We start from the raw sequence: 24109 nt of genomic DNA on the forward strand, positions 1-24109 counted from the left end.
AAGGTCGCACCGTGCAACCTTTACCTGGGTAAAGGGTCAGTAAGACGTGTTTTCGAGCGTGCACACCTGGGTGTAGACTTGCTCGCTTTTTGCGCAAATAGAGAGTCGCAGGAATGAAGCCGTTCGCCTCCCGTTATCTGCTTGTTGCCGTCTTTTCGCTGTTCCTTGCCGCCTGCTCCTCAGCGCCGGTCGAACCGCCCGCCGCCCCGGAACAGCCCGACGCCTGGCAGCAGTTGCAACAGAACATCGCCAGCAACGAGCTGGCCACCGCCGAAGATCAACTCGCCACGCTGCAAGCGCAGTCGCCGGACGACGCCCGCGTCGAGCAGTATCATCGCCAGTTGGCCGAAGCCTACCTGCAACGCAGCCAGATCGTGTTGCAGAAGGGCGACGTCAACGCCGCTGCCACCGCGCTGGCCCGAGCGCGTGCCTTGATGCCCCAGGCGCCGGCCCTGACCGGCGGCGAAGCCGTGGCCCAGGCCCGCCAGGCCGAGCTGGACAAGGCCGAGGCAGCACTCAAGGCCGCCGAGTCCAAACCCCAGGCCCGGGTCATCGATCCGGCAGCACCGAGCACGGTAATTGCGTTGAAAACCACGGACATCGCGGCCATGCGCCGGCAACTGGACGACATTGCCGCCGACGTCGTGAATTATCGCTGCGAAGTGGTTTTCCAAGTGCCGCGCACCCAGGACGCGCCTTGGCTTAAGACGCTGCTGCAAAAGCGCGTCAGCAAGCTCGATGCCAGCTTCCCGCTGAAACAGAAGCATGAAATCCAGCGCGCCTTGCCGGCCCAAGTGGTGCTGGTCCCGCATCAAAACTGAACAAACGAAAAGGGCCGCAATGCGGCCCTTTCGCTACAGCGCAGGGTTACCTGTCAGGCTGGAATGGCCTCGGCCGCCGCTTCTCGCTCCCACACCCGATGAGCCTCGACCGCCTTGACGAAGGCCTCCACGGTCTTCTGATCGTCGCCCAGCAGCAGCCCCTTGTCGGTCTTCAGACCCAGCGCATCGAGCAGCGTCTTGCCCTGCGGCGCCACGCCGATGGCCTTCAAGTGCTTGTAGCCTTCGAGCAGGAAGTGCTTGGCGACGCCACTGGCGCCCAGGGCATCGAGCGAGGCCTTGCCGTCCGGCACCAGAATGCCGTCGAACATCACCGACGGCATGCCCTCCATCGACGCATCCACCGGCAACGCCTTGCCGTCGGCCGTTTTCACCGGCGCCGAAGTCGGCCCCAGCAGCATCGGCCGCGCGCTGTGCGCCTCGAGCGCCTTGACCAGCGTGTCGACGCTGGCACCGTCCACGCCGTTGGCGATCAGCAGGGCAATCTTGCGGCCCTTGATGCCGACCGTGCCGGGATGGTTCATCTGGCTCAGGGCAGGGGAGGTCTTGAGCTTGGACTGAGGCGCCTTGACGGTGCCCGCCTTGGGCGCCGGCAAGCCCAGGTTCTCGGCCACCGCCGCCGCCAGGTCGAGATCGATGTTGGCCAGAATCTCATTCACCTGCCGCTCGCGGATGTACTCGCGCTCGACCTTGCCCAGCTCGAAGCTATAGGCCTTGATGATGTGCTGCTGTTCGTTCGGGCTCATGCTCTTGAAGAACAGGCGGGCCTGGGAGAAGTGATCGCTGAACGACTCGCTGCGCTCGCGGATCTTGTGCGCGTCGACGCGTTCTTGATAGCTCTCGAAACCGCCATCCTGAGGCCCGGCAGGCGTCTCCTTCGGCCAGCCGCCGTCGATCGAGTTCGGCTCGTAGGACGCGCGCCCTTTATGGATGGTCTGGCGGTGCATGGCATCGCGCTGATTGTTGTGGTTCGGCGCCACGGGGCGGTTGATCGGGATCTCGTGGAAGTTCGGCCCGCCCAGGCGGCTGATCTGGGTATCGGTATACGAGAACAGGCGCCCCTGCAGCAGCGGGTCATTGGTGAAGTCGATGCCCGGCACGATATGCCCTGGGCAGAACGCCACTTGCTCGATCTCGGCGAAATAGTTGTCCGGGTTGCGGTTGAGCACCATCTTGCCCAGCGGCGTCACCGGCACCAGTTCTTCGGGGATGAGCTTGGTCGGATCGAGCAGGTCGAAGTCGAACTTGTGTTCATCGGCCTCCGGCACGATCTGCACGCCCAGCTCCCACTCGGGGTAGTCGCCGGTCTCGATGGCTTCGGACAGGTCGCGGCGGTGGTAATCGGTGTCCTTGCCAGCCAGTTTCTGCGCCTCGTCCCACAATACCGAGTGAACACCCTGACGCGGCTTCCAGTGGAATTTGACGAAGCTGGCCACGCCTTCGGCGTTGATCAGGCGGAAAGTGTGCACACCGAAGCCTTCCATCATCCGCAAGCTGCGCGGAATTGCACGGTCGGACATGGCCCAGATGACCATGTGCGCCGACTCCGGCACCAACGAAACAAAGTCCCAGAAGGTGTCATGGGCCGAGCCACCGGTTGGAATCTCGTTGTGCGGCTCGGGTTTGACCGCATGCACGAAGTCGGGAAACTTGATCGCATCCTGGATGAAGAACACCGGCATGTTGTTGCCGACCAGGTCGAAGTTGCCTTCATCGGTGTAGAACTTCACGGCGAAACCGCGCACATCGCGCACCGTGTCCCCCGAGCCGCGCGGGCCTTGCACGGTGGAGAAGCGCACGAACACCGGGGTGACTTTCTCAGGGTCTTGCAGGAAACCGGCCTTGGTCAGTGCGCTGTGGTTGCCGTAGCTCTGGAAGTAACCGTGGGCGCCGGTGCCGCGGGCGTGCACGATGCGCTCAGGGATGCGCTCATGGTCGAAGTGGGTAATCTTCTCGCGCATGATGAAGTCTTCAAGCAGCGAAGGCCCGCGCGCACCTGCCTTGAGCGTGTTCTGGTTGTCGGCGATGCGTACGCCCTGGTTGGTCCGCAGCGCCTGACCGGTGGCATCGCTGCGCGCCTGCTCGAGGTTCTGCAGCTTGGTGTTGGTGTTGGCGCGGTCAGGGGTCTGGGTGCCAGCCAGCTCGCTCTGCTTGGGCGCGTCGGTCCTGTTGCTCGACATCTTGGCTCTCCTCATCAGTCTTCAGGCTGCCCATCGGGGGCTTGTTCAGGTAGTGACTGGAGGGGTCGACCATGCGTTCCATCGGGTTTACCGACCGTCGCGTTATGCCCAGGCGATTGGTCGAAGACGAAATAAATGCTAAGAACCGCCAGGGGAAAAGGCTAAAATGCGCGACCCCAGCTCACCGCTGACCCTAAATTCCATGCGCCCCACAAGGTTCGCTACGTGATCGAGTTCCAACATGTGCACAAGACCTACCGCGTCGCCGGTAGGGACATCCCCGCCCTCAACCCGACCAGCCTGAGCATCGAAGATGGCCAGGTGTTCGGCCTTATTGGCCATTCCGGTGCCGGCAAGAGTACCCTGCTGCGCCTGATCAACCGCCTGGAGGCGCCGTCCGGGGGCAAGATCATCGTCGACGGTGAAGACGTCACCGCCTTCGACGCCCACCAACTTCGGCGTTTCCGCCAGCAGGTCGGCATGATCTTCCAGCACTTCAACCTGCTGGCCTCCAACACCGTCGCCGATAACGTCGCCCTGCCGCTGGTGCTGGCTGGCGAGCTGTCGCGTGCGGCGATCGACCAACGTGTCAGCCAGTTGCTGGCCCGCGTCGGCCTGTCGGACCACGCGAAGAAGTATCCGGCGCAGTTGTCGGGTGGCCAGAAGCAGCGCGTCGGCATCGCCCGGGCGTTGTCGACCAACCCGAAGATCCTGCTGTGCGACGAAGCCACCAGCGCCCTCGACCCGCAGACCACCGCCTCGGTACTGCAACTGCTGGCCGAGATCAACCGCGAGCTGAAGCTGACCATCGTGCTGATCACCCACGAAATGGACGTGATCCGTCGGGTCTGCGACCGCGTGGCGGTAATGGATGCCGGCGTCATCGTCGAGCAGGGTTCGGTGGCCGACGTGTTCCTGCATCCGCAGCACGCCACCACCAAGCGCTTCGTCCAGGAAGACGAGCAGGTGGACGAGCACGAGCAACGCGACGATTTCGCCCACGTGCCGGGCCGCATCGTGCGCCTGACATTCCAGGGCGAAGCCACCTACGCGCCGCTGCTGGGCACCGTCGCCCGCGAAACCGGAGTGGACTACAGCATCCTGGCCGGACGCATCGACCGCATCAAGGACGTGCCCTACGGCCAACTCACCCTCGCCGTCACCGGCGGCAACATCGACGCTGCGTTCGCGCGCTTCCAGGCCGCTGACGTCCACATGGAGGTCCTGCGCTGATGGACGCCCTGAATTTCTTCGCCAACGTCGACTGGTCCGAGATCTGGTTGGCCACCGGCGACACCCTGATCATGCTGTTCGGCTCGCTGCTGTTCACCGTGCTGCTCGGCCTGCCGCTGGGCGTGCTGCTGTTCCTCTGCGGCCCGCGGCAGATGTTCGAGCAGAAGGGCGTGTATGCGCTGCTGTCGCTGGTGGTGAACATCCTGCGTTCGCTGCCCTTCATCATCCTGCTGATCGTGATGATTCCGGTCACCGTACTGATCACCGGCACCTCGTTGGGCGTGGCTGGCGCCATCCCGCCCTTGGTGGTCGGTGCCACGCCGTTCTTCGCCCGCCTGGTGGAAACTGCGCTACGCGAAGTGGACCGCGGCATCATCGAGGCCACTCAGTCGATGGGCGCCACCACCCGGCAGATCATCACCAATGCCCTGCTGCCCGAAGCGCGTCCAGGTATTTTTGCGGCCATTACGGTCACCGCGATCACCTTGGTGTCCTATACCGCGATGGCCGGTGTGGTCGGCGCCGGCGGCTTGGGCGACCTGGCCATCCGCTTCGGCTACCAGCGCTTCCAGACCGACGTGATGATCGTCACCGTGGTGCTGCTGTTGGTGCTGGTGCAGATCCTGCAGAGCGTCGGCGACCGGCTGGTCGTGCATTTTTCCCGTAAGTAACAACCCCAATGGGGTCGGCGTGCCGACCCGTTCGGGGGCCGTCGCGGCCCTCACAAGGAGTGATCGATGAAGAAACTGCTTGCTGTCGTCGCCGCCGTCGCGGCCTTCTCCGCCCAGGCGGCGGAAACCTTGAGCGTGGCCGCCTCCCCGGTGCCGCACGCCGAGATCCTCAACTTCGTCAAGCCGACGCTGGCCAAGGAAGGGGTGGACTTGAAGGTCAAGGAGTTCACTGACTACATCCAGCCCAACGTGCAAGTGGCCGAGAAGCGCCTGGACGCCAACTTCTTCCAGCACCAGCCGTACCTGGACGAATTCAACAAGGCCAAGGGCACCCACCTAGTCAGCGTTGCCGGCGTGCATATCGAACCGCTGGGCATCTATTCGAGCAAGTACAAGACACTCGACGAGCTGCCATCCGGTGCCACCGTGGTCATCCCCAACGACGCCACCAACGGCGGCCGAGCCTTGCTGCTGCTGGACAAGGCCGGTGTGATCAAGCTCAAGGACAACAGCAATATCCTCGCCACCGTGAAGGATGTCGCCGAAAATCCCAAGAACGTGAAGTTCCGTGAGCTGGAAGCGGCCACCATTCCACGGGTGCTGACCCAGGTGGATGCCGCGCTGATCAACACCAACTACGCCCTGGAAGCCAAGCTCAATCCGGAAAAGGATGCCTTGGCCATCGAAGGCAAGGACTCGCCCTACGTGAACATCCTGGTCACCCGCGAGGACAACAAGGACAGCGACGCGGTCAAGAAGCTGGTTCAGGCCCTGCACTCGCCTGAGGTGAAGCAGTTCATCACCGAGAAGTACAAGGGCGCAGTGGTTCCGGCGTTCTGATTGCGCACGTCCACTTGCCCTGCGCGCCCGATTCGTAGAAAAGGCTCCAGCCGTAGTCGGGTGCGCGACAGCGCTTGAATCAGTCGCGCTTCACCAGCTTGGGCAACTGCGCCACCAGCTTTTGAGTGTCGAACGGCGCACGGATGAAACCGCGCTGCCGACCATCCGGCCCAACCACCGCCAAGTTGCCACTGTGGTCCACGGTGTAGCCAGGCTTGCGCGTGTCCGCCGGGATGAACGGGATGCTCAAGGCATGGGCCAGTGTCTGGGTGTCTTCGATGGAGCCGGCCAGCCCGACGAAATCCTTGTCGAAATACGCCAGATACTGCTTGAGCTGTTGGGGGGTATCGCGGGCCGGATCGACGCTCACCAGTACCACCTGCAAGTGATCGAGCGTCCCTTTGGACAGCTCGCTCTTGACCTGCCGCAACTGGGCCAGCGTGGTCGGGCAGATGTCAGGGCAGTAGGTATAGCCGAAGAACAGCAACGACCACTTGCCCTTGAGCTGGTCCAGTTGCACCGGCTGACCGTTCTGGTCGGTCATGCTCACCGCCGGCACGCTGCGACTCTGCGCCAGCAGAATGATCCCGGCCTCGGTGAGCCCGGCCGAATCGACCTCGCCCCGGCCGTTGAGCGCTTTGGTAACGGTCAAGCCCAGGATCAATGCGGTCAGGGCGAACAGGATCAGGATGGTTTTCTGGGTTCGGGTCATGGCTCGGGCATTCGATTCAGAGGGGCGAAATGGGAATGAAGGATCTCGTCGTAGGCGGCTAGATTACAGTCCTTGACCGGCTAGGGCTAACCAAGCGGCAAAATGATGGCACATTGATATAGCCGCATGGAGCAAGTGTCTCTCTGATATAACAAATGCGTCTTAGGCCTTTGCGCAACCGAGCTACCTTAGTGTCTTCCGTTTGTAACGCCTTGTCCCTGGAGTTGTCATGAACACCGCAGCTGTACGCGAGCAGATCCATCAAGCCCAACTGTACGAGAGTCGCACTGGCCAATTGCAACAGCGCCTCGAGCAGCAGCTGCCGCACCTGCACCCGCTGATCCAACTACCCGTGCAGGATGCCAAGGGCACCCTGGCACGCTTCGTCAGCGCCTACATCGACCAAGTGCCCGAACTGCTCGAAGCCGCCCATGCAGTGGCCCGCGAGGCGGGTATCGAGTCGCAGATCAAGCCCGTGCTGAAAATCGCCGAGGCTTATTTCCTGCAGCCGCCCAGCGTGGTGGGCTCGCACACCGGGCTGGACTGCCTGCTGGACGAAGCCTACCTGGCGCATCGGCTGGTCGAAGAGGTCAACGACCTGTACATCCGCCACTTCCAGCAGCCACTGATCCCGGTGGACACCACCGTGGCCAACCTCATCGCTCACCAACTGATCGGCGAAACCTTCGCCAATCAACTGGACGAAGTGGTGCATCACTCGGTGGACGAAATGCTCGACGACGAGAGCTTCGCCGTCGAATCGGTGGAGGCCTACCGCGAAACCCTGCGCAGCCCGCAGACCGGCGAAGCGTGGAAGCGCTGGCCATGCCTGTCGCGCCAGTTGAGCGTGGAACTGGACCTGCACCAGACCAGCCACTGAGCCTGAGGGCCGTGGCGGGAGTTGCCCCCAATGACGGCGCAGGGTGGCGGACGCCGTTGCAAGCATGGCTGACGTAGACCAGGCCGAACCGTCCGGACGCGCGTCAGGCCTGGGCCAGGCGCCGTAGCCGGCCCTCCACACGGCGTTTGAGTCCATGCTGTTCGATACGCAAGTGCGAACCGGCGGCCAGGCTCGATCGCCCCCAGTCCTCCAGCAGCTCCAGCACCGAATGGTCGATGTAGCTCAGGTTGCCCAACGGTACGTGCAGCGTGGTGCCGGGCGGCACGCTTTCCAGCGTCTGGGTCAGTGCTGGCACCTTGAGGAAGGTCGCCGCACCGCTCAAGCGCAGTTCCAGGTGTCCGGGCTCGTCGAGCGGCACCAGGTTGATCTTCAGCCGCGCGGCCTTGAACGCCAGCTTCAGCAAGGTCAGGGCGAAGCCCACCAGCACACCGGTCAGCAGGTCGGTGAAGACGATGGCCAAGGCAGTCGCGGCGTAGGTGAACATCGGCATGCGGCCATACCGGCCCAGGTCACGGAACGCTTTGACGTTCACCAGCTTGATGCCGGTGTAGACCAGCACGCCCGCCAGGCTCGCCACTGGAATCTGCTGCAGCACGCTGCCCAGCACCACCACGAAGCCCAGCAGCCACACCCCATGCAGGATCGCCGATGCGCGGGTCTGGGCGCCGGCTTGGACGTTGGCCGAGCTGCGCACGATCACCCCGGTCATCGGCAAGGCGCCGAGCAGACCACAGAGCATGTTGCCGATACCCTGGGCTGACAGTTCACGGTCGAAATCCGAACGCTGGCCATTGTGCATGCGGTCTACCGCCGCCGCCGACAGCAGGGTTTCGGCACTGGCGATGAAGGCCAGGGCGAAAGCCGCCACCAGCAAGCTCGGATCGGCCAGTTGCAGGAGGTCGTCAGGACGCAGCCAGTCGATGGCTTCGGAGAGGTCCGCCGGCACCTGCACGCGGTTGACCGGCAGCGCCAGCCACAGGCTGAGCGCGGTCATCGCCGCCACGCCCAGCAGCGCACCGGGAATGAAGCGCAGCCGCTGCGGGCGCCAGCGGTCCCAGCCCCACATCAGGGCGATGGTGCCCAGGCCCAGGGCGCCGGCCTGCCACCCACTGCCGGCGCTCTCCAGCGGCAGCGCGGCGGCGAGGGTGGCGGGGAAGCCCAGCAGGTTGTCGACGCCAGAGGGCTGCGGCGCCGCATCGAACATCACATGCACCTGGGACAGTACGATCAGCACGCCGATGCCCGCCAGCATGCCGTACACCACGGCCGGGGCAGTGACGCGGAACCAGCAACCCAGGCGCAGGCGCCCGGCCAGCAATTGCAGCAATCCAGCCAGCAGCAGGATCGGCCCGAGCATGGCTACGCCATGCTGTCGCACCAGCTCGAACACCAGCACGGCCAGGCCCGCCGCCGGGCCGCTGACCTGCAGCGGCGAGCCGGCGAGAAAGCCGACCACGACGCCGCCGATGATGCCTGTGATCAGGCCTTTGGCCGGCGGCATGCCCGAGGCAATCGCGATGCCCATGCACAGCGGCAGGGCCACCAGGAACACCACGACCGAAGCCAGCAATTCGCGCGGCAGTGCCGCTTTAATCTGTGTCATGTTCACCATGTCGCTCCTTTTCTGATTCACGGCCAATCCAATGGCCGATAGCACGCGGACCCTGAATCGCGCGCAGGCGCAGGCCGCCAGCAGGATTGCCGGCAAGGCGTTCAGGGAAATTCAAGGCAGCCGAAAGCCCTGCCGCGCCAACGGGGCGCAGCCGGCTATCAGGGTTTCTTCAGGTGGTGGGGCGGCTTAGTAGCGGCCTCTCGGAGTCGCGCAAGGCACCGGCTCACCGGCACTGAGCGGAAGGAAGGCGTCGCTGGCCGCATCGTAGGCTTCGATGCGGCTGGTCTCGATGTCGTAGACCCAACCATGGATATACAACTGGCCAGCCGCCAGACGCGAAGCCACCGAAGGGTGAGTGCGCAGGTGATGCAACTGGGCGATGACGTTTTCCTTGGTCAACACCTGCATGTTCTCGTGCTCGGTGTCGCAGGTGCAGTTGTTCTCGACCACGGTGCGAGCCACTTCGGCGTGGCGCAGCCAGGCCGAGACGGTGGGCATCTTGGCCAGCGACTGCGGGTTGAGCACGGCACGCATGGCGCCGCAGTCGGAGTGACCGCAGACGATGATGTGGTGAACACCCAACGCCATCACCGCGTACTCGATGGCGCTGGAAACACCACCGTTCATCTGCCCATAAGGCGGCACCACGTTACCCACGTTACGGGTCACGAACAGGTCGCCCGGCGAGCTCTGGGTGATCAGTTCGGGAACGATGCGCGAGTCGGCGCAGGTGATGAACATGGCGCGGGGTTTCTGCGCGGTGGCGAGCTTCTTGAACAGCTCCTGCTGCTCGGGGAACACGTCATGGTGAAATTTCAAGAAGCCGTCGACGATATGCTTCAGGGCGGCATCGGCGTTCTCGGCAGGGGCAGCCGGAACGGGCTTGGATGGGTCCTTGATGGGCATGATTCATCCTCTAGACGGTTTTTCGGTAAGCACGAGTTTACCGGGGAAAGATTCTGGCTATGCGAGGAATTAGATGACGCGCACAGGTAATAAATCACAGCCACCTTTGGCTGAGTCCTTACGCTAGCGCAGAAAACTTAACTGAAACTGAATTCAGAGGCTCTAGAACGGGCGTTCCAGGTTTTGGCGGGGAGTTCTCGATAATAGCAAAAAAGCATCAATCGCCAATACCCTCCAGCGAAATTATTGGCAGGCATGAGTGAGATTGCGGGGTAGCAGGGCATGTGTTCAAAACAACGCCATCTGCGCCCCTGGCACGCAAAACGCCGAGCAGTCCAACGCCAACGCCTCGCGCCCGGCAAAGCCCATCTGCCGAGCGGCCTTGGCAAAGCGCTGGGCCAACAGCTCGGCGAACACGCCTTCGCCACGCATGCGCGTTCCGAAACGACTGTCGTACAACTCGCCACCCCGGCTCTGACGCATCAGGCTCAGCACATGCGCCGCCCGCTGCGGGTAATGATCCTGCAGCCACTGCTCGAACAGCGGCGCCACCTCCAGCGGCAGGCGCAGCATCATGTAGGCGGCGCTCTGCGCGCCAGCGTCACGCGCCGCTTCGAGCAGGTGCTCCAGTTCGCAATCGTTGATCATCGGAATGATCGGCGAGCACAGCACCCCCACCGGCACGCCTGCTTCGCGCAACACGCGAATGGCCCGCAACCGAGCCTTCGGCGCCGCCGCACGCGGCTCCAGCGTGCGCTTGAGCTCATCGTCCAGCGTGGTGAGGCTGATCATCACCCGCACCAGGCGCAGGCTGGCCAATTCGCTCAGCAGGTCGAGGTCGCGCAGGATCAGCGAGCCTTTGGTCACGATGGTCACCGGGTGGCGATAGCGCAACAGCACCTCGAGCAGACGGCGACTGAGCTGGTGGTCGCGCTCGATCGGCTGGTAGGGGTCGGTGTTGGCACCCAGGTTGATCGGCGCACAGACATAACCCGGCTTGCTCAACTGTTGTTCGAGCACCTCGGCGGCATTGGTCTTGGCGATCAGCTTGGTTTCGAAATCCAGGCCAGGGGACAGGTCCCAGTAAGCATGGCTGGGCCGGGCATAGCAGTAGATACAGCCATGCTCGCAGCCGCGGTAGGGATTGATCGAACGGTCGAAGGGCAAGTCGGGGGAGGTGTTGCGGGCGATGATGGTCTTGGCGGTCTCGATCCGCACCTCGGTGCCCTGGGTGACCGGCACTTCCTGATGCCAGCCGTCATCTTCCACCACCGAGATGCTCGGGGCGAAGCGGTTGTGAGGATTGCTGGCCGTGCCACGGCCGCGGACGGGAGCTGACTTCATGATGAAAAAACCCGCATTGCTGTATGTGCATACAGTAATGCGGGTTGGTCATTGCCGCCAGCGGCGTCAGCCGGACGGTGCGATCAGTCGGTCTTCTTCAACTTCGGGTTGGGGAAGAATTGCACGGTCTGCACCTGTACCGGCTGCGCCTTGACCGCCTGCTGGTTGACCCGGGTGCCAAGCTCCTTGGGCACCGAAAGGCCTTGCTCGTTGAGCGTGTCGGTGAAACCGCAGGCCACGCATTCGCGGTGCGGCACGCCGTCTTCGCTCCACATCATCAGCTTGTCCGGCTCACTGCACGCCGGGCAGACCGCCCCGGCGATGAAGCGTTTCTTGGTGGTGCTGACAGCGCCCTCGCTCATGCCGCGGCCTCTTCGGTCAGGCCACTGTGGCGCAACAGGGCATCGATGGAGGGCTCGCGACCGCGGAAGTCGACGAACAGCACCATCGGTGCCCGCGAGCCGCCACGGGCCAGGATCGCCTCACGGAACGCACGGCCGGTTTCGGCGTTGAGCACGCCTTCTTCCTCGAAGCGCGAGAAGGCGTCGGCCGACAGCACTTCGGCCCACTTGTAGCTGTAGTAGCCGGCCGCATAACCGCCGGCAAAGATGTGCGCGAAGCTGTTGGGGAACCGGTTGTAGGCCGGCGGACGCATTACCGTGACCTCGTCGCGCACGCCCTCGAGCACCTGCAGCACGCTGCGGCCATCGCCATGGGTGGCGTGCAGTTCGAAGTCGAACAGGGAGAACTCCAACTGGCGCACCATCATCATGCCGGACTGGAAGTTCTTCGCCGCCAGCATCTTGTCCAGCAGGTCCTGGGGCAGCGCTTCGCCGGTTTCATAGTGACCGGAGATCAGCGCCAGGCCTTCCGGCTCCCAGCACCAGTTCTCCATGAACTGGCTCGGCAACTCGACCGCATCCCAGGCCACGCCGTTGATGCCTGAAACACCGGCATGCTCGATGCGGGTGAGCAGGTGATGCAAGCCATGGCCGAACTCGTGGAACAGCGTGGTGACTTCGTCGTGGGTGAGCAGCGCCGGCTTGCCGGGCGCTGCCGGAGTGAAGTTGCACACCAGGTTGGCTACCGGGCTCTGCAACGCGCCTGCGGCGGTGCGGCGACGGTCGCGGGCGCCGTCCATCCAGGCGCCGCCGCGCTTGTTGGCGCGGGCATAGAGGTCGAAGAAGAAGCGCCCCACGTGCTGGCCGTTTTCCTTGATCTCGAACAGGCGCACGTCCGGGTGCCAGGCGTCGAAGCCCTTGAGCTCAGCGATTTCGATGCCGTACAGGCGCTGGACGATGCTGAACAGACCGCCCAGCACCTTGTCGATCGGGAAGTAGGCGCGCAGGGCTTCCTGGGACACGCTGTAGCGCTGCTCGCGCAGTTTTTCGCCGTAGTAGCCGGCGTCCCAGCTCGACAGCTCGGCGCAGCCCTGCTCGGCGGCATAGGCCTTGAGCTGCTCGAGGTCCTGGGCGGCGAATGGCTTGGAGCGCTTGGCCAAGTCGCGCAGGAAGCTCAGCACCTGGTCGCTGGACTCGGCCATCTTGGTGGCCAGGCTCAGTTCGGCGTAGTTGGCGTAGCCGAGCAACGTGGCCAGTTCCTGGCGCAGATCGAGAATCTCGGCCATGACCGGACCGTTGTCGAACTGACCGGCATTAGGCCCCTGATCGGACGCGCGGGTGCAGTAGGCGGCGTACAGTTCTTCACGCAAGGCGCGGTCGTTGGCATAGGTCATCACCGCGTAGTAGCTGGGGAACTCCAGGGTGATCAGCCAACCGTCCAGCCCTTTGGCCTGGGCGGCGGCGGCCATCTGCGCCTTGGCCGACTCGGTCAGGCCGTCCAGCGCGGCTTCGTCGGTGACGTGCTTGGTCCAGGCCTGGGTGGCGTCGAGCAGTTGGTTGGAGAAGCGGCTGCCCAGTTCGCTGAGGGTGCTCTGCACGTGGGCGTAGCGCTGCTGTTTGTCGGGCGACAGATCGATGCCCGACAGGCGGAAGTCGCGCAGGGCGTGTTCCAGAATGGTTTTCTGCGCCACGTCGAAACCAGCGGCTTCCGGGCTGTTGGCCAGGGCCTGGTAGGCGTCGAACAGCGCGCGGTTCTGCCCCAGCTCGGTGGCGTAGGCGCTCAGCGCCGGCAGGCACGATTCGTAGGCCTCGCGCAGCGCCTGGCTGTTGCACACCGCATTGAGGTGGCTGACCGGGCTCCAGGCCGCGCCCAGGCGGTCATTGAGTTCATCCATCGCCAGCACCAGGCCAGCCCAGGAGGGGTTCTTGCCCTGCTGCTCGAGGATATCGGCGATGGCCTTGCGGTTGTCGGCCAGGATCTGCTCGATCGCCGGCAGCACGTGTTCGGCACGGATCGCGGAGAAGGGCGGCAGGTCATGGGACTGCAGAAGCGGGTTGTTCGCACTCACGGTTCGGATACCTTGGCAGGAGAAACACTGCACCATCTTAATTACAATCGACGCCGACCGCAGCAGGCAGCCTGCCTATCGGCACCGTAGAGGAATACGATCATGGCCATCCGCACCTTTCGCGACCACACGCCAAGCCTCGGCCCACGCGCCTTCGTCGACCGTTCGGCGGTGGTGATCGGCGACGTGCAGCTCGGCGAGGACAGTTCGGTCTGGCCATTGACGGTGATTCGTGGCGACATGCACCGCATCCGCATCGGTGCGCGCACCAGCGTGCAGGATGGCAGTGTGCTGCACATCACCCATGCCGGGCCGTTCAACCCCGACGGCTTCGCGCTGATCATCGGCGACGAGGTGACCATCGGCCACAAGGTCATGCTGCACGGCTGCACCCTGGGCAACAGGATCCTGGTCGGCATGGGCAGCACGGTGATGGACGGCGCCATCGTCGAGGACGAGGTGATCATCGGCGCCGGCAGCCTGGTACCGCCCGGCAAGCGCCTGGTCAGCGGCTACCTGTATGTCGGCAGTCCGGTGAAGCAGGTCCGACCACTGAGCGAAAACGAACGCGCGTTCTTCGCCTACAGCGCCAACAACTATGTGAAGCTCAAGGACCAGCACCTGGCCGAAGGCTACGATCAACCGGAGCAACCCTGATCCATGCACCAGCAAACCGTTCTTTTCGACCTCGACGGCACCCTCACCGATCCACGCCTGGGTATTACCCGCTCGATCCAGTACGCGCTGGCCAAGCTGGGCATCGACGAGCCGGGCCTGACCCGCCTGGAGCACTTCATCGGCCCACCGTTGCTCCAGGCGTTCATGCAGTTCTATGGCTTCGACGAGGCCAAGGCCTGGCAGGCGGTGAATTTCTACCGGGAGCGCTTCAAGGTCACCGGGCTGTACGAGAACCACGTGTTCGAAGGCGTGCCTGCGCTGCTGCAAGCCCTTACCGAGCAGGGCCGCACGCTGTATGTCGCCACCTCCAAGCCCTGGGAGTTCGCCCGCGAGATCGCCCGACACTTCGCCTTCGACCGGCACTTCAAAGTGATCTACGGCAGCGAGCTGGATGGCACGCGCACCAACAAGGCCGAGCTGATTCGCCATCTGCTGGATGAAGAACGGCTGGATCCGGCGCAGACGCTGATGATCGGTGACCGCAAGCACGACCTGATCGGCGCCCACAGCAACGGCCTGCAGGCGGTCGCCGTGGGGTATGGCTTCGGCAGCCGCGAAGAGCTGGCCGCCGAGACCCCGGCCTTCCATTTCGAGACGGTGGCCGACCTGCACCGGGCCTTCCTGGCCGCTTGACCGCCACAAGGGCCGCCTGGCGGCCCCGAGCGCTACCGGCTTGCGCCCAACCGCTGCAACGCCGCCTGGCGCTCATCGACCGGCAGTCGCCCTACGTCCTCGACCCGCCGATAGAATTTCGTCCAATCCCCGCCGACCTCGCGGTACAGCGCGGCGAAGGCCGGCACCCACTGGTCATACAGCCCGAACGGCAACAGCTTGGCGTTGCTCATCGGTCCATAGACCCAAGCGTCGTAGCGTGTATCGCCGCCCCAGTCGCGGTCGCGTATCTGTCGGTAGTCCCGGCGCAGGCGCTGGAACTCGGCTTGCTTGGCCACGCGCTTTTCGCCATCGCTCGATGGCTGCGCGTAGATCGCCTGCAGTCGATCGCGGCTGGCCAGCACCAGGCGCACGAACTGCTCACGCTGACCTGCGCCATCCTCATGTTCAGCCGGTAGCCCGCGCGCCCGGCGCCATTGGCGAGTGCCCTCCTGCTCGACGAAGGTGGCGAAAGACTCGTTGAATGCGGTGTCGTCCTTGACGTAGAAGCGCTGATGCGCCAACTCGTGGAAGATCAAGGTGGCCAGCCGCTCATCGTCCCAGCGCAGCATCGACGAGAGAAGCGGATCGTCGAACCAGCCCAGTGTGGAATAGGCCTCCACGCCCCCTACATAGACATCCAGCCCTTCCTGGCGCATCACCGCCGCCGCCCCACGCGCCGCGCCCTGGCGGTAATAGCCCCGGTAGGCTACGCACCCGGCGATGGGAAAACAGTGGGTGATGGGCTGCAGAGACAGCTCCGGCGTGGCGAAGACGTTCCACACCACATAGGGGCGGCCGAGGTCGGCGTAGACGCGATAGCTGCGGTTATCCGGCAGTTTCAGCCGCTCGCTGGCAAAGACGCGGGCCTGCTCGGCCTGGGTCAGGCGCTGGCGCAGCCGTGGGTCGGTCGCCGGATTGGCCACCACCTGCTCGACCGGCTGGCGCGCCCGAAGCAGTTGCCATTGCCCTTGGGCCAGTTGCCCGTAATAACCCACGGTGCCGCAGCCGCTGATCAGCAGCGCCGCCGCCAGCGGAACAAACACCGTGAAAACGCGGTCCAGAGCCCGGCGGCCTGAGCGCTGTCGTGCAAAACGTCGAACCATAGGGGCTGTTCATCCCGCTCAAGGCCAGTGCGTGCCAAGACTATCTTGCCAAGGGACCTTTTCGCCATGCGTACACTGCTTGCCATCGGCACCTTCGGGCTGCTGGGCGCCTGTTCCACTTTGCCCGATCCGGACCCCAACCAGGCCTGGGTAGACCTCGCCCCGGGCGATGACACCTCGCTGCACGCCGTGCAGGTCGATGAACGCGACTGGAGCGACAACCGCTATTTCGAAGTCCCGCCCGGTCGCCATGAGCTGACCGTGCGCTACCAATTCCCAGTGTCGCCGAGCAACATCGGCCCGGTCGCAGAACCGCTGTGGCGCGACTGCCAACTCAACCTCACCTTCAAGGACTTCAACGCCGGGCAGCGTTATCGCCTGCAAGCGGGCAGTATCGGCTTGCGGCCTTGGGTAAAGCTTTATGACGGGCAGCAGAAACTCATGGGGCAGGGCGAGCCAGCGGGATGCCAGCATGGCTGATCGACGCTATGCTTGTGCCTTGTGACCCGCAAGCGGAGTTTCACCATGCGCCAGCCCATGATGCTGTTCGCCCTCAGTGCACTGGGGGCTTGCGCCAGCCCCTTGCCCCCGAAAGATCCGGCCCAGGCGTGGATCGACCTCTACACCGTCACACCGGGTCGCGTGATCATGGCCGACAAGCTCGACGGCAAGCGCCTCGATGACGGCCGATACTTTCAGGTCGCCCCCGGCCGTCACGAACTGGTGGTGCGCTTCGACTACGAACTTACAGCGGGCCTGTTCACCACCAGCCCAACCGAGCGCACCTGTTACCTGACCGTGCGCTTCGACGACTTCAAGGCCGGTGCGCTTTACCGCCTGGAAGCGCGGGCGCCGGCGATGCAGCCTCAGTTGTACCTCTACGATGCCGATCGCCAGGTGCTGGTGGACGAGCCTGCCGAGGTGTTCTGTATTCCTTGAAAGCAGCGGGGCCACTCGGCGTGGCCCCAAGGCTTATTCATCATTCTTCTGGTAGATGATCTTGCGGGTACCGTTATCGCAACTGCCGACGACCATGTTCTGGTCGCTGACTTCGCTGTTGGAGACGATTTCCAGCGTGTAGGAGGGCACTCCAGCGGCCTGGATCTTGGCTTCGATCTCAGCCTTGAGTTCCTCGCAAGGCTTGGGTGCGGCCAATACCGAAGTGGCCACCAGCGAGCCCAGAACGACGGATGCTACGCGGATCATGGAACGGCTCCTGAAGGGGCAGGCAATCTGCCGACCCCTGCAGAGTACAACAAAGCCCGGCTTACGAGAGCAGGGTGGCGTCGAGGGTGATCTTCGCGTTGAGCAGCTTGGACACCGGGCAACCGGCCTTGGCCTTGTTGGCAATGTCATGGAACTGCTGATCACTGGCGCCCGGCACCTTGGCCTTGAGAATCAGGTGCACGGCCGTGATAGCGAACCCGTCATCCTGCTTTTCGAGGGTGACTTCGGCGGTGGTATCGATACGCTCGGGCGTGAGTTTTTCTTCGCCCAGCATCATCGACAAGGCCATTGAGAAGCAGCCGGCATGCGCCGCACCAATCAGCTCCTCCGGGTTGGTCCCCGGCAACCCCTCGAAACGGGTGTTGAAACCGTAGGGGTTCTGCTTCAGCGAGCCGCTCTCGGTGGACAGCCGGCCCTTGCCATCCTTGAGCCCACCTTCCCAGATCGCCGATGCTGTCTTTTTCATGTTGCCTCCTGGACATACGGTTAAGGTCTACAAGGTTCTGAGGCTCCACCCCACAGCAAGTTCAGACCAATCCACGGTCTGCCATTGAATCGTTCAAGCAGCGCCCATACAGAGAACTGTAAGGCCCATTGGCCAACCCACTGCCTGCGGAGGTTGCGATGACGCAGCTGCATGACCTGAAGATCTCCACCCTCGACCTGGTACCGGTGCGCGCCGACAGCGGCCCGGCCCAGTCCCTGCACAACGCTCTGGACCTGGCCCGGCATGTCGAACGCCTGGGCTACCACCGCTTCTGGGTGGCCGAGCACCACAACATGGATGGCATCGCCAGCTCGGCGACCTCGGTGCTGATCGGCTACCTGGCTGGCGGCACCTCGCGCATCCGCATCGGCTCGGGCGGCGTGATGCTGCCCAACCACGCACCGTTGGTGATCGCCGAGCAGTTCGGTACCTTGGCCAGCCTCTATCCCGGTCGCATCGACCTGGGCCTGGGCCGTGCGCCGGGTTCCGACCAGATGACCGCCCGCGCCCTGCGCCGCGAGCGCTCGGGCAGTGCTGACGATTTCCCCGATGATGTCGAGGAGCTGTCACGCTACCTCGGCCCGCGCACCGACGACCAGAAGGTCATCGCCGTGCCCGGCCACGACACCGAGGTGCCGATGTGGCTGCTCGGTTCGAGTCTGTTCAGCGCCCAGCTGGCCGGTATGCGCGGCATGCCCTACGCCTTCGCCTCGCACTTCGCACCGCGTTACATGCATGAGGCGATCCGCATCTACCGCGATCACTTCAAACCCTCGACCACGCTGGACAAACCCTACGTCATGCTGGGCATTCCGATGGTGGTGGCGGAAACGGACGAGCAGGCCGAATACCTGGCTACGTCGGTGTACCAGCGCATCCTCGCGCTGATTCGCGGGCAGAGCCTGATGCAGCGCCCGCCGGTCAAGAGCATGGACGGCCTGTGGCTGCCGCACGAACGCGACGCGGTGGGGAGTTTCCTTGGCCTGGCGATGATCGGCAGCCCGGAGAAAGTCAGGGCAAAAGTTGAGGTGCTGCTGGAGCAGACCGGCGCGGATGAGCTGATCTTCACCTGCGACCTTTACGAGCATGCCGATCGCTTGCGCTCCTACGCGTTGCTGGCGCAGGCCTTGAAGGCTTGAGGCATCAGGAACGACAAAGCCGCTACCTTGAAGTAGCGGCTTTGTCATGAAACGTGATCGATCCGCGAGACGCCAGAGTGGGCGCCCGCATCGCCTCAACCGCGCTTGTAGTTGATTTCCTTGGTGTCGCCTTCGCAAGTGCCTACGACCTTGTCCTTGGCGGTACCTTTGTCGACGATATCCAGCGTGTAGCTTTGCACACCCTTGGCATCGAGCTTGCTCGCAATCTCAGCCTTGAGTTCTTCACACGGCTTGCCGGCCGCCATTGCGCTGCCTGCAAGCACCATCAAACCTGCTGCGAGAAACACTTTCTTCATCGTTGTCGTTCCTTGTGCGGATCAAAAAAGCAGAGTAGGGCAGCGGCCCATCCCGGTGCCCCTGGAAACTCATACCCTATAACAGTGATACAGGCCAGCGCGGCGCTGTTTTCAGCTGTTGGCGATACGGAAACCGACCTTCAGCGTGACCTGATAATGGGCCACCTTGGCATTCTCGATATGACCACGGGTTTCGACCACTTCGAACCACTGCATGTGCTGGATGCTCTGGGAAGCCTCCGACAGCGCACTGTTGATGGCGTCTTCGATACTGGTGGTCGAGGAACCGACGATTTCGACCTTCTTGTAGGTGTGATGCTCGGACATGGATGCGCTCCTTGGATCAAGTGTCTGACAGGGCCGGACAGCCCAGGCCTGGTTTACCTGCGAGCCTGGAATCGCCTGGAAAGTTCGATCGCACTTTCGCGCCGCAACGCAGTCGCACCTATATCACCCCTACTCAGCGAAGGAGAGTCCACATGGCCCGTAATGCACTGCGCAAGACCTCACTGGAAAGCATGGAAGCCGAGATCGAAAGTCTGCTCAAGACCCTGGAAGAGCTCAAGGGCGACGCTTCGGAAGAAACCCAGAAAACCATGAAGGCCCTGCGCGGCAACGCTCAGAACGCCCTGAAGCATTCGCGCAACCTGCTGACGGACGCTTACGAGGAAGTGAAGACCCGCACCAAGGAAACCGGCATCGCCACCCGCGACTACGCTCAAGAGCACCCTTGGACCACCGCTGGCGTTGCCGTTGGCGCCCTGGGCCTGCTGGCTGCCTTCCTGCTGTGCCGTCGTAACTAAGCCTTTACCGCTAAGCCGGCCCTACTCAGCCGGCCCTTGCAACTCCTGGCGCAGCCACTGCGCCAGTTGCTCGGCGCGCCCATCTGCGGCGCGTCGAGGCACCCACAATGCCAGCGCCGCCGGTGTCGGGGAGAAGCCCCAAGGTGCAGCCAGGCGTCCAGCCCGCAAATCGTCCGCCACCAATGGTTGCGGGGCGATCGCCACCCCCAGTCCTGCCATCGCCGCTTCCAACAGATAGTACAAATGCTCGAACGCCTGACCGTAGGTCAGCGCGTCAGGGTCGAGCCCGTGGTGTGTGGCCCATGTCGGCCAAGCCTGGGGCCGAGAGGTGGTGTGCAATAGCGCTTCGCCTAGCAATGCCGGCGCGGGTGCGTCGCACAACTGGGCGAATCTCGGAAAATGGGGACTGACCACCGGCCCGATACGCTCTTGCGCCAGCACATGCACCTGCATGTCGCTCGGCCACGGTGGTTCGGCGTAGACCAACAACGCGTCGAGTCCCGGACGCCGGGGATCGAGGTCGCCTTCCCCAGCCGACAGGTGCAGTCGTAGGTGCGGCAGGTCGGCCTGCAAACGCCCCAGACGCGGAATGAACCAACGTGCCAGCAGACTGCCGGAACAGCCCAGCACGAAGGGCGCCTGGCTAGGATCGCGACTCAACTCGCTGCAGACGCCACGCAGCCGGTCGAATGCCTCCGCGCTGGCATCACGCAGGCGGATGCCGGCATCTGTGAGTTTGACGCCACGGCCGTCCTTGACGAACAAGGCCACCCCCAAATGCGCTTCGAGCACCTTGATCTGGCGGCTCACCGCGCCATGGGTGACATGCAGCTGTTCTGCCGCTTGGCTGACGCTGTTCAGCCGAGCGGTGACCTCAAAAGCCCGCAGGGCATTGAGCGGTGGGAGATCTTGACCCATAACGTGTGAGTTTTCCTGACGTGTTGCTGCAATCTTATCGGTTTTCAGCCCGACGAGGTCTGGGTAGAGTAAAGCCCATCGACCGGTGGCACGCCGCACGGTCCTCTTCTTTCGAATCCAGATGGAGCGTCCCATGACCCAGCCCAAATACCGTCCCGGCCCCGACGCCAACGGCCTGTTCGGTTCGTTCGGCGGCCGCTACGTGGCCGAAACCCTGATGCCCCTGGTGCTGGACCTGGCCCGCGAATACGAAGCGGCCAAAGCGGACCCTGAATTCCTCGAGCAACTGGCGTATTTCCAGCGCGACTACATCGGTCGGCCCAACCCGCTGTACTTCGCCGAACGCCTGACCGAACACTGCGGCGGCGCGAAGATCTTCCTCAAGCGCGAAGAGCTCAACCACACGGGCGCGCACAAGGTGAACAACTGCATCGGCCAGGTCCTGCTGGCCAAGCGCATGGGCAAGAAGCGCCTGATCGCCGAGACCGGCGCCGGCATGCACGGCGTGGCCACCGCCACCGTCGCTGCGCGGTTCGGCCTGCCCTGCGTGATCTACATGGGCGCCACCGACATCGAGCGTCAGCAGGCCAACGTGTTCCGCATGAAGCTGCTGGGCGCCGAGATCGTCCCGGTCACTGCCGGCACCGGCACCCTCAAGGACGCCATGAACGAGGCGCTGCGCGACTGGGTCACCAACGTCGACGACACCTTCTACCTGATCGGCACCGTCGCCGGCCCTCACCCGTATCCGGCGATGGTGCGTGACTTCCAGTCGATCATCGGCAAGGAAACCCGCGCCCAGTTGCAAGAGAAGGAAGGTCGCCTGCCCGACAGCCTGGTCGCCTGCGTCGGCGGTGGTTCCAACGCCATGGGCCTGTTCCACGACTTCCTCGAAGACGACAGCGTGCAGATCATCGGTGTCGAAGCCGGCGGACACGGTGTGCACACCGACAAGCACGCGGCCAGCCTCAACGGCGGCGTGCCGGGCGTGCTGCACGGCAACCGCACTTACCTGCTGCAGGATGCCGACGGCCAGATCACCGATGCCCACTCCATTTCCGCCGGCCTGGACTATCCCGGCATCGGCCCGGAGCACGCCTACCTGCACGAAGTGAAGCGCGTCGAGTACGTCAGCATCACCGACGACGAGGCCCTGGATGCGTTCCACGCCACCTGCCGCCTGGAAGGCATCATCCCGGCCCTGGAAAGCGCTCACGCCCTGGCCGAAGCGCTCAAGCGCGCGCCGAGCCTGCCCAAGGATCACTTGATGGTCGTGTGCCTGTCCGGCCGCGGCGACAAAGACATGCACACCGTGATGAATCACATGGCAGCCCAGGAGAAACAGGCATGAGCCGTCTTCAACAACGCTTCGCCGAGCTGAAGGCCGAAGGCCGCTCGGCACTGGTCACCTTCGTCACTGCAGGCGATCCGGGCTACGAAGCTTCGCTGGAAATCCTCAAGGGTTTGCCCGATGCCGGTGCCGACGTGATCGAACTGGGCATGCCGTTCACCGACCCCATGGCCGATGGCGTGGCCATCCAGCTCGCCACCCTGCGTGCGCTGGAAGCCGGCCAGACCCTGGCGAAAACCCTGCAGATGGTTCGTGAATTTCGCGTCGGCAACCAGACCACGCCGATCGTGCTGATGGGCTACTACAACCCCATCCATCGCTATGGCGTGCAAGCCTTCGTCGCCCAGGCCCAGGAAGCCGGGGTCGATGGCCTGATCATCGTCGACCTGCCGCCGGAGCACGACGCCGAGCTGGCCACCCCGGCCCAGGCTGCCGGCATCGACTTCATTCGCCTGACCACGCCGACTACCGACGATGCACGCCTGCCGCGTGTGCTGGAGCGCAGCTCCGGCTTCGTCTACTACGTGTCGGTGGCAGGTGTGACCGGTGCCGGTTCAGCCACCACCGAACACGTACAGGACGCCATCGCCCGCCTGCGTCGCCACACCGACTTGCCAATCAGCGTCGGCTTCGGCATCCGCACGCCGGAGCAGGCGGCCGCTATCGCCAGACTCTCCGATGGCGTAGTGGTGGGTTCGGCACTGGTCGACAAGATCGCCCAGGCAAAAACGCCCGGCCAGGCGGTCACCGATGTGCTGAGCCTGTGCTCGGCGCTGGCTGAGGGCGTACGCGGCGCTCGTCGCTGATCTAGCGTTACGCTGATCGTGGGTGAATCCGCTCTGCCAGGAGCGGATTGACTCGCAATGAGGTCACAAACCGCCACGCTCCTGCTCCAGCCACTCCACGAACCGCCCGATCAACGCCCCGCGTCGCTTGCGCGGCGGCAGCACCACGTAGTAGCCACGCGCCGAGCGCAAGCTGCCGTGCAGTGGCCGGCACAACAAGCCTTGCTCGACCAGCCCATCCACCAGATGACGCCAACCGATGGCCACGCCCTGTCCGGCGATTGCTGCCTGGATCAACAAAGTGTAGTTGTCGAAACGCAGCTGTCCCGGCGGCGGCGGGCTGACCAGGCCAAGCCCGCGAAACACGCCGCTCCAGTCGAACCAGCGGCTCGTTTGCTCGCCGCGCAAATGCAGCAGCGGTAGTCGCTGCAGGGCCTCGGCTGCCAGCGGACGGTCTGGGGCCAGGGCAGGGCTGCACACCGGGAACACTTCCTCGTCGAACAACCAGCGGCTCTCGCCATGCTGAAAGCGGCCATCGCCGAACAGCACCGCGACGTCGATGTCCGGCCTGAGCATGGCCTGGCTGCGTTCACCGGTCACCAGGCTCACGTCCACCTGTGGATAAGCCTCACGAAAGCGTTGCAGCCGTGGCATCAGCCAGAACGCGGCGAAGGCGAAATCGGTGGCCACCTGCAGCACCTCGTGCTGAGTGCGCCCCGTGGCGTCGGCCACCCCCGCGTCCATCGCCTGCAATGCCCCGTGAACCTGCTCGAACAATGTCTGGCCCGCCTCGGTCAGCTCGATGCCGCGGTAAATGCGGTCGAACAAGCGCGTGGCCAGTTGCAGTTCCAGGCGCTTGATCTGCTGGCTCACTGCCGGCTGGGTAGTGCCCAACTCCAGTGCTGCCGGTGTGAAGCCGCGCAGGCGCGCAGCGGCTTCGAAGACGCGCAAGCTCTCCAGCGACAGTCCCGCCAGGTGATCGAACATAAGCTCAGCTAA

Annotated in this window: 27 protein-coding genes; 13 read left to right on the forward strand and 14 right to left on the reverse strand. The window is 63.9% G+C overall.

Annotation, left to right across the window (positions count from 1 at the left end):
* The first annotated feature begins 113 nt into the window (after positions 1-113).
* Positions 114-821: a PA5502 family lipoprotein gene (locus tag Q7C30_RS16950; protein WP_317872190.1), complete on the forward strand. Its 708-nt coding sequence runs from the start codon at positions 114-116 to the stop codon at positions 819-821.
* A 53-nt stretch (positions 822-874) separates the two neighbouring features.
* On the opposite strand, the gene katE is transcribed toward Q7C30_RS16950, so the two are convergent.
* Positions 875-3019, reverse strand: a complete 2145-nt coding sequence (gene katE, locus Q7C30_RS16955; protein ID WP_317872191.1) for a catalase HPII — start codon at positions 3017-3019, stop codon at positions 875-877.
* Between the two features lie 225 nt (positions 3020-3244).
* Here katE and Q7C30_RS16960 point away from each other — a divergent pair, with 225 nt between their 5' ends.
* The 3 genes from Q7C30_RS16960 to Q7C30_RS16970 all read left to right on the forward strand — a co-directional run bounded on the left by Q7C30_RS16960 (position 3245) and on the right by Q7C30_RS16970 (position 5763).
* A complete protein-coding gene (locus Q7C30_RS16960) occupies positions 3245-4252 on the forward strand; it encodes a methionine ABC transporter ATP-binding protein (protein ID WP_317872192.1) in 1008 nt (335 codons plus the stop codon).
* The gene (locus Q7C30_RS16965; RefSeq protein ID WP_039582067.1) at positions 4252-4923 is read left to right on the forward strand and encodes a methionine ABC transporter permease; all 672 of its coding nucleotides are present in this window, start codon (positions 4252-4254) and stop codon (positions 4921-4923) included. Before Q7C30_RS16960 ends, Q7C30_RS16965 begins: the two co-directional genes overlap by 1 nt.
* A gap of 66 nt (positions 4924-4989) precedes the next feature.
* Positions 4990-5763: a MetQ/NlpA family ABC transporter substrate-binding protein gene (locus Q7C30_RS16970; RefSeq protein ID WP_029612494.1), complete on the forward strand. Its 774-nt coding sequence runs from the start codon at positions 4990-4992 to the stop codon at positions 5761-5763.
* 79 nt (positions 5764-5842) lie between these two features.
* On the opposite strand, the gene Q7C30_RS16975 is transcribed toward Q7C30_RS16970, so the two are convergent.
* Positions 5843-6475, reverse strand: coding sequence for an SCO family protein (locus Q7C30_RS16975; protein WP_317872193.1), 633 nt, complete (start codon positions 6473-6475; stop codon positions 5843-5845).
* Positions 6476-6704: 229 nt separating this feature from the next.
* Here Q7C30_RS16975 and Q7C30_RS16980 point away from each other — a divergent pair, with 229 nt between their 5' ends.
* Positions 6705-7355 (forward strand): hypothetical protein, encoded by a 651-nt coding sequence (locus tag Q7C30_RS16980; protein WP_039582071.1) that lies wholly within the window; start codon positions 6705-6707, stop codon positions 7353-7355.
* 103 nt (positions 7356-7458) lie between these two features.
* On the opposite strand, the gene Q7C30_RS16985 is transcribed toward Q7C30_RS16980, so the two are convergent.
* From Q7C30_RS16985 to prlC, 5 genes are all read right to left on the reverse strand, one after another.
* Positions 7459-8985, reverse strand: a complete 1527-nt coding sequence (locus Q7C30_RS16985) for a SulP family inorganic anion transporter (protein WP_116890217.1) — start codon at positions 8983-8985, stop codon at positions 7459-7461.
* 189 nt (positions 8986-9174) lie between these two features.
* Positions 9175-9894 carry a carbonic anhydrase gene (locus tag Q7C30_RS16990; protein ID WP_029612492.1) on the reverse strand — a complete coding sequence of 240 codons (720 nt, stop codon included), beginning with the start codon at positions 9892-9894 and terminating at the stop codon, positions 9175-9177.
* A 288-nt stretch (positions 9895-10182) separates the two neighbouring features.
* Positions 10183-11238 (reverse strand): PA0069 family radical SAM protein, encoded by a 1056-nt coding sequence (locus Q7C30_RS16995; RefSeq protein WP_167335975.1) that lies wholly within the window; start codon positions 11236-11238, stop codon positions 10183-10185.
* 83 nt (positions 11239-11321) lie between these two features.
* A complete protein-coding gene (locus tag Q7C30_RS17000; protein ID WP_039582076.1) occupies positions 11322-11600 on the reverse strand; it encodes a YheV family putative zinc ribbon protein in 279 nt (92 codons plus the stop codon).
* Entirely contained in the window at positions 11597-13648 is a 2052-nt protein-coding gene (prlC, locus tag Q7C30_RS17005; RefSeq protein ID WP_039582078.1) for an oligopeptidase A, read from the reverse strand. The genes Q7C30_RS17000 and prlC overlap by 4 nt, the downstream gene beginning before the upstream one ends.
* A 102-nt stretch (positions 13649-13750) precedes the next feature.
* Between prlC and Q7C30_RS17010 the strand changes: the two genes are divergently transcribed.
* Together Q7C30_RS17010 and Q7C30_RS17015 are read left to right on the forward strand one after the other, a co-directional pair.
* Positions 13751-14305, forward strand: a complete 555-nt coding sequence (locus tag Q7C30_RS17010; protein ID WP_317872194.1) for a gamma carbonic anhydrase family protein — start codon at positions 13751-13753, stop codon at positions 14303-14305.
* Between the two features lie 3 nt (positions 14306-14308).
* Positions 14309-14959, forward strand: a complete 651-nt coding sequence (locus Q7C30_RS17015) for an HAD family hydrolase (protein ID WP_317872195.1) — start codon at positions 14309-14311, stop codon at positions 14957-14959.
* 32 nt (positions 14960-14991) lie between these two features.
* Here Q7C30_RS17015 and Q7C30_RS17020 read toward each other — a convergent pair whose 3' ends face one another.
* A complete protein-coding gene (locus Q7C30_RS17020) occupies positions 14992-16083 on the reverse strand; it encodes an aminopeptidase (RefSeq protein ID WP_317872196.1) in 1092 nt (363 codons plus the stop codon).
* Positions 16084-16149: 66 nt separating this feature from the next.
* On the opposite strand from Q7C30_RS17020, the gene Q7C30_RS17025 reads away from it, so the two are divergent.
* A complete protein-coding gene (locus Q7C30_RS17025; protein WP_317872197.1) occupies positions 16150-16563 on the forward strand; it encodes a hypothetical protein in 414 nt (137 codons plus the stop codon).
* Positions 16564-16608: 45 nt separating this feature from the next.
* Entirely contained in the window at positions 16609-17022 is a 414-nt protein-coding gene (locus Q7C30_RS17030; RefSeq protein WP_317872198.1) for a hypothetical protein, read from the forward strand.
* A 33-nt stretch (positions 17023-17055) separates the two neighbouring features.
* Here the strand turns inward: Q7C30_RS17030 and Q7C30_RS17035 are convergent, their stop codons facing one another.
* Positions 17056-17289: a DUF1161 domain-containing protein gene (locus Q7C30_RS17035; RefSeq protein WP_029612486.1), complete on the reverse strand. Its 234-nt coding sequence runs from the start codon at positions 17287-17289 to the stop codon at positions 17056-17058.
* A 61-nt stretch (positions 17290-17350) separates the two neighbouring features.
* Complete coding sequence (locus Q7C30_RS17040) at positions 17351-17776, reverse strand: OsmC family protein (RefSeq protein WP_039582099.1); 426 nt, start codon at positions 17774-17776, stop codon at positions 17351-17353.
* Between the two features lie 158 nt (positions 17777-17934).
* Here Q7C30_RS17040 and Q7C30_RS17045 point away from each other — a divergent pair, with 158 nt between their 5' ends.
* A complete protein-coding gene (locus Q7C30_RS17045) occupies positions 17935-18936 on the forward strand; it encodes an LLM class flavin-dependent oxidoreductase (protein WP_317872199.1) in 1002 nt (333 codons plus the stop codon).
* Positions 18937-19031: 95 nt separating this feature from the next.
* Here Q7C30_RS17045 and Q7C30_RS17050 read toward each other — a convergent pair whose 3' ends face one another.
* Positions 19032-19253: a DUF1161 domain-containing protein gene (locus tag Q7C30_RS17050; protein WP_029614864.1), complete on the reverse strand. Its 222-nt coding sequence runs from the start codon at positions 19251-19253 to the stop codon at positions 19032-19034.
* A 111-nt stretch (positions 19254-19364) separates the two neighbouring features.
* Positions 19365-19580: a dodecin gene (locus tag Q7C30_RS17055; RefSeq protein ID WP_317872200.1), complete on the reverse strand. Its 216-nt coding sequence runs from the start codon at positions 19578-19580 to the stop codon at positions 19365-19367.
* Between the two features lie 152 nt (positions 19581-19732).
* Between Q7C30_RS17055 and Q7C30_RS17060 the strand changes: the two genes are divergently transcribed.
* Positions 19733-20056, forward strand: coding sequence for a DUF883 family protein (locus Q7C30_RS17060; RefSeq protein WP_029614866.1), 324 nt, complete (start codon positions 19733-19735; stop codon positions 20054-20056).
* A gap of 21 nt (positions 20057-20077) precedes the next feature.
* Here the strand turns inward: Q7C30_RS17060 and Q7C30_RS17065 are convergent, their stop codons facing one another.
* Positions 20078-20974 (reverse strand): LysR family transcriptional regulator, encoded by an 897-nt coding sequence (locus Q7C30_RS17065; RefSeq protein WP_317872201.1) that lies wholly within the window; start codon positions 20972-20974, stop codon positions 20078-20080.
* A 133-nt stretch (positions 20975-21107) separates the two neighbouring features.
* Between Q7C30_RS17065 and trpB the strand changes: the two genes are divergently transcribed.
* Positions 21108-22325 (forward strand): tryptophan synthase subunit beta, encoded by a 1218-nt coding sequence (trpB, locus tag Q7C30_RS17070; RefSeq protein WP_039582111.1) that lies wholly within the window; start codon positions 21108-21110, stop codon positions 22323-22325.
* Entirely contained in the window at positions 22322-23131 is an 810-nt protein-coding gene (gene trpA, locus Q7C30_RS17075) for a tryptophan synthase subunit alpha (RefSeq protein WP_039582114.1), read from the forward strand. Before trpB ends, trpA begins: the two co-directional genes overlap by 4 nt.
* 63 nt (positions 23132-23194) lie before the next feature.
* Here the strand turns inward: trpA and Q7C30_RS17080 are convergent, their stop codons facing one another.
* Positions 23195-24097 (reverse strand): LysR family transcriptional regulator, encoded by a 903-nt coding sequence (locus Q7C30_RS17080; RefSeq protein ID WP_317872202.1) that lies wholly within the window; start codon positions 24095-24097, stop codon positions 23195-23197.
* Positions 24098-24109 lie beyond the last annotated feature (12 nt).

The organism is Pseudomonas sp. RAC1 (genome assembly GCF_030658255.1).
Taxonomy (GTDB): domain Bacteria; phylum Pseudomonadota; class Gammaproteobacteria; order Pseudomonadales; family Pseudomonadaceae; genus Aquipseudomonas; species Aquipseudomonas boreofloridensis.